Annotated in this window: 4 protein-coding genes; 3 read left to right on the top strand and 1 reads right to left on the bottom strand. The window is 68.3% G+C overall.

Annotation, left to right across the window (positions count from 1 at the left end; all coding sequences use genetic code 11):
- Positions 1-153 precede the first annotated feature (153 nt).
- The gene (locus tag ACH4VX_RS35470) at positions 154-1,404 is read right to left on the bottom strand and encodes a sensor histidine kinase (protein WP_398373439.1); all 1,251 of its coding nucleotides are present in this window, start codon (positions 1,402-1,404) and stop codon (positions 154-156) included.
- A gap of 344 nt (positions 1,405-1,748) precedes the next feature.
- Between ACH4VX_RS35470 and ACH4VX_RS35475 the strand changes: the two genes are divergently transcribed.
- Genes ACH4VX_RS35475 through ACH4VX_RS35485 form a run of 3 tightly spaced genes read left to right on the top strand, consistent with a single transcriptional unit; the run spans position 1,749 to position 5,173 of the window.
- Positions 1,749-1,883: a hypothetical protein gene (locus tag ACH4VX_RS35475; RefSeq protein ID WP_398373441.1), complete on the top strand. Its 135-nt coding sequence runs from the start codon at positions 1,749-1,751 to the stop codon at positions 1,881-1,883.
- Positions 1,883-2,635, top strand: coding sequence for an ABC transporter ATP-binding protein (locus tag ACH4VX_RS35480; protein ID WP_398373443.1), 753 nt, complete (start codon positions 1,883-1,885; stop codon positions 2,633-2,635). Before ACH4VX_RS35475 ends, ACH4VX_RS35480 begins: the two co-directional genes overlap by 1 nt.
- A gap of 3 nt (positions 2,636-2,638) precedes the next feature.
- Complete coding sequence (locus tag ACH4VX_RS35485; RefSeq protein ID WP_398373444.1) at positions 2,639-5,173, top strand: FtsX-like permease family protein; 2,535 nt, start codon at positions 2,639-2,641, stop codon at positions 5,171-5,173.
- Positions 5,174-5,403 lie beyond the last annotated feature (230 nt).

Raw genomic sequence — 5,403 nt, forward strand, 5'->3', positions numbered from 1 at the left:
CCTCCGTCACACCGCCCGCGACCACCTACGGCCCCTCACAGCCCTCGGGCTGGCATGACGAACCCGGACACAAAACCACTTCTCAAAGACCCTGGTCGGATTCTCATCCGTCGTGGTCGTCCGGAGCACCGGTGCGGCCGGACCCTTCAGGGGTCAGATTCCACAAGGAAGGTCCACCTCCAACGTGGTCGGGCCTCCGGGCGGGCTCGTGAGGTGGAGGGTGCCGTCATGGGCCGCGACCCGGCGCCGTATGCCGCCTAGACCTGTACCTCCGCCCTCCTCGGCGCCACCCCGGCCGTCGTCCTCTATCAGCAGCAGCAGTCGGCCACCGCGCCCTCGCACGGTGACGGTGGCCTGCTCGGCGTTGCTGTGCTTGGCGATGTTGGTTAGCGCCTCGGCCACGACGAAGTAGGCGGTGGCCTCGACGGACGCCGCGCACCGTTCGGGAACATCTGCTTCGATTTGGCAGGGCACCGCGCAGTCTGCAGCCAGACCGGCCAGGGCACCCGCCAGTCCGCGATCGGCGAGGACCGGCGGCAGGATGCCGCGCACTACCGTACGCAGCTCGGCCAGGGCACCTTCCGCAGCTGACTGCGCACGTTCGAGAAGTTCGTCGGCGGCGGCCGGGTCACGGGCCGTCATACGACGGGCTGCGCCGAGCAGGACGGTGACCGACACCAGACGGTTCTGGGCTCCGTCGTGTAGGGAGCGCTCGATGCGCCGCAGCTCGGTTGCGTGGGCGTCCAGGGCCCCCGCACGGGTAGCTGTCAGTTCGGCGACGCGCAGCGACAGGTCGGTGTCCGGGCCGGCCGCGAGCAGGGATCGCCCGGGGGCCGCCTGCAGCCGTGCCATGCCAGGGGACAGGCCGAGGACGATGGCTATCCAACCTAGGCCCAGCAGGCCCACAGCAATGGCATCCGGCCAGGCTTGGGCGGAGCCGATTCCGATCGACGTGCTGCTTGCGCCTTTGGGTATGAGGCGCCAGTACAGAGGGAAGGTGCCGTCCCGAAAGGCGAAGACCGGCAGCCAGAGGCCGAGGAGCCCTAGGAGGAAGCCCACGGTGGCGTGCCGCACCAGCCAGTGCAGTTCGCGTCGGGTGGTTGGATCGGCGAGGGCAGCTCGCAGCTGTGTCGGCGCCGGGTCGGGGGCTACGATCTCGAAGCCCCAGCGGGTGAGGCGTTCGCGCTCCCGCCTGGCCAGGGCATGCACGGCGCGTAGCGCAGCGGGCGCGATGAGGAGCCCCACGCCGATGGGTGCGGTCATGGCGGCAACGGCGAGCAGCACCAGGATGGCCAGCGCCAGGGTGGCGGTGCCGAGTCCGCCAGCGAGTTGTCCGGTCGCGGATCCGGCGGCGCGCAGGGTCCGTACGGCGACGTCCTTCACAGACGAGGTCGAGGTCGCCATCCGTCTTCCTTCCGGGTCCTTCCGTAGCTCTCCATCATGGACGACCCTATGCCGTCGAGCGGTTTGTCGACGTCGCGGAAGCGAAAAGTACAGCCTGCTGTACCTCACAACGGGCGGCTCACGGGATCGGCCGAGAAGGGGGTCTGTCCCTAGCATCGAAATCGAACCGGACCATGACGACGATGCCCATGCGGGCCCCAAAGGACACTCTCATGCCGCAGCACGACCCGTACCGCCTGAGCACCACCCCAACTGCAGGACCGGGCAGCGGCTCGGCCCGTGACCCGGGAGGACACCGGGGCCCCGTCTCACGCAGGGACGTCGAACGTACGCTTCTGTGGGCGGTGATCGTGCTCAGCGCGGTGACGAACATGCTGGCCTCCTACGCCGGTACCAGCACCTGGGTGCTCCTCGTGTGCGGCGTGGTCAGCGTGCTCGCCGCGGGGACGCTGGTAGTGCGCGCACTGCGGAGGCGTTGATGAGTACCGCCGTCGCTGCGACCACCGGTCGTAAGGCACAAGCCATCGCACTGGCGCACGTCGCCAAGACCTACGACGGAGGCATACGTGCCCTGGATGACGTGTCGCTGACCGTGGAAAGTGGCACGTTCCTCGCGGTGATGGGGCCGTCCGGGTCCGGCAAGAGCACTCTGATGCACTGCGCCGCCGGGCTGGACTCCCCCACATCGGGCAGCATCCGCATCGACGGACATGAAATCTCCAAGCTGAACGAAACCCGGCGCACTGAACTGCGCCGCGAGCGCGTCGGTTTCGTGTTCCAGGCCTACAATCTGATCCCTTCGCTCAGCGTGGAGGACAACATCACGCTGCCGCTGCGCCTGGCTGGCCGACGCCCGGACCGGGACTGGCTGCGCACGCTGACTGAACGGGTCGGCCTTACCGACCGGCTCGCCCACCGTCCTGCGGAACTTTCCGGCGGCCAGCAACAGCGGGCGGCGGTCGTTCGCGCGCTGGCGGCGCAACCGGCTGTCGTGTTCGCAGACGAGCCGACGGGAGCGCTGGATTTGCGTAGCGCCCATCAGGTCCTGGACCTGCTGCGTGCGCTTGTCGACGACCTGCGACAGACAGTGGTGATGGTCACCCACGATCCAGCCGCAGCAGCCCACGCGCACCGAGCGCTGGTGATGGCTGACGGGCGTGTGGTCGATGCTCTGGACCAGCCGACTGCCCCGCGGCTGGCCGAGCGTCTCGTGGCGTTGGGGGAGCGGTAGACCGTGTTGTATCTTGCCTGGCGCATGGCCGCCCACCGGATCACCGCGCTGGTCGCCGTAGCGTGTGCCGTCTTGGGCGGCGCCGTACTGATTACTGGCACTGGTGTGCTTGCCGAGTCCGGGTTGCGCTCCCAGCTGCCCCCAGGACGGCTCGGCGGCGCTGACGTCGTGGTCGCCGCCGATCAGGAGTACCACGCGAGCGGTGATCTGCCGATTGCGCTTCCTGAGCGTGCTGGAGTTCCGGCGTCGCTCGTACGCCGGTTGGGGTCTTTGCCGGGCGTTACCGACGTGGTGGGGGACATCGGTTTCCCGGCCGCGATGCTCGACGCGCGCGGTCAGGTTGTGGCTGGCGCTGAGGATCCGCGCGCGGCGGGACACGGCTGGTCATCGACGAGGCTGTTGGCGCGGCCGCATGTCCAGGGCCACGCCCCTGCGGGTGCGCACGAAGTTGCCGTGGCCGCCGGGTCGGGGGCCCGGGTCGGTGAACGGATCCAGGTTGTCGTCAACGGTCACCCGGCGGCTCCCTACCGGGTCTCGGCGGTTGTCGATGCGCCCGGAGCTGGCGTGTACTTTGCGGACCGGACGGCCCTTGGACTCGCGGAACGGGACGGCGGAAGACCGTATGCCCGGACCGTTGACCTGGTGGGTCTGCGAGTTGAGCCTGGCAGCGTAGATCGGGTCGCTGCGGAGGTTCGCCACCAACTTGCCGACACCACCCTTAAGACGACCACCGGCGCCGACCGGGGCGAGGCTATCGAGCCCGGCGTGGGCTCGGCACGCTCCCTGCTCATTCTGATAGCTGGCTCGCTCGGTGGGATCGTGCTGTTGATCACCGGGTTCGTGGTTGCCGGCGCATTGGGTGTGACGATCGCAGGGCAACGCCGCGACCTGGCACTGATGCGAGCCGTCGGGGCGACGCCGAAGCAGATCCGCCGCCTGGCTGCCGCGCAGTCGACGGTTGTCGCGGCTGTGGCCCTGGTGCCGGGAGTGGCGGTCGGCTATCTGCTGGCGGGCCAGTTCAGGCAGATTCTGGCCAACCGGGGCGTGCTCCCCGCGGGACTTCCCCTCACGGTCGGACCGCTCCCCGCACTCGCCACGCTGCTCCTGGTGGCTGCAGCCGTTCAGCTGTCGGCGCGGTGCGCGGCTTGGCGCACGTCCCGCATGCCGGCTACCGAAGCGGTCGCGGAGTCCCGCAGCGAACCGCGCTACCCCTCGCGGTCACGTACCCTTGCCGGCGCGCTGCTGATCCTTGCCGCGAGCGCGTTGTCTGCGGCGCCGCTGCTGTCGCGGAGTGTAATGGGGGCCACTGGCACATCCATCGCGGGCATCGTCGCCGCGATTGGTCTGGCCCTGTGTGGTCCGGCGCTGGTGAAGTATGCGGGTGACGCGGCTGTCCGGCGGTTGCGGCCCGGAGTGGGGGCACCGACGTGGCTTGCGCTTTCTAACGTACGCGCCTACGCGCTGCGCTTGTCAGGGGTTGTTACCCCGCTTGCTATGGGCATCGTGTTCGTTCTCACGTACACGCTCACACAGACCACGGTGCTGACCGCCACCTCGGACGACACCCGCGCCGGTACCCTCGCCCAGTACGAGGTGACCGCGCCAGGCTTGGGCGGACTGCCCAGGGACATTGTTTCTGAGGTGCGGGAGGTACCGGGCGTGCGGGCCACGGCGCCGGTCGGCACCACTGCGGTGGTATGGGAGTACCGCCAATTCGGCGAGACGACGGCCGAGCAGGCCTCATCGATGGTCCTCACACCGGATGCGGGCGACGTCCTCGACCTCAAGGTGCGAAAGGGGGCTCTCAACCAACTCAAGGGTGCCACGATTGCTGTCAGTAACGAGGCAGCCAGTACCCAGGGGGCCGGACTCGGGAAACGTGTGCGCCTGGTCCTTGGCGACGGCTCGCCTGTCAATGCCAAGGTGGTCGCAGTCTACGAGCGTAGTTTGGGTTTCGGACCGGTTGTCCTTTCCCGCGACCTGACCGCCCGACACACCACGACGGACCTCGACCAGCGCCTCCTTGTCCGCACCGATGGCACGTCCGCCGTCGGGCAACGTCTGAACGCGCTGGTCGCCAGTCATCCCGGTCTGGCCCTGTCGACCACGGCGCCCGGCCCGGGTTCCCGCGATAAGGACACACCGCCCGAGGTATGGGTCAACCTGGCCGTTGTCGTGGTGCTGCTCGGCTACTTGCTGCTGAGTATCGCCAATAAGTTGGTCGCCGCCACCGCACAGCGCCGGGCCGAGATTGCCGCTCTTCGACTGGTGGGTACCACGCCCCGGCAGATTCGCGCGATGATGCGCCGTGAGGCAGCGGTGATTGCGGCGGCGGGACTTGCCTCAGGATTGCTCTTGTCGGCGTTGCCACTTGCTCTGCTGGGTCAGGGCTACCTCGGCCACCCTTGGCCGGCAGGCCCAGTGTGGCTGCTGCCAGCCGTGGTGGTGACGGTCGTCGTGATGTCCTTCCTCACTGTTGAATTGCCCACTCGGCAGGCCCTGCGGACACCTCCCGCGGACGCACTGCGTACTGCGTAGGTTGTCAGCTTTCAGAAGCGGGGCCATGACCTGGTACTCAGTCATGGTCCCGCAGCGGCGTCTCTCGCTCCTGCTGGTCCAGTGGGTTACCCGGCTGGCAGGGCCGAGTTGTTTGACGGATGTGCCGCAAGACCATGTGAACCGTTCCGGGTTCGGTAGGGACTCGATCATTTGAGAGGATCGAGTCATGGCACGTCCTTCCCAGTACCCGCTTGAGCTGCGCCGTCGTG

Origin of the sequence: Streptomyces sp. NPDC020731 (assembly GCF_044334705.1) — a bacterium.
GTDB lineage: Bacteria > Actinomycetota > Actinomycetes > Streptomycetales > Streptomycetaceae > Streptomyces.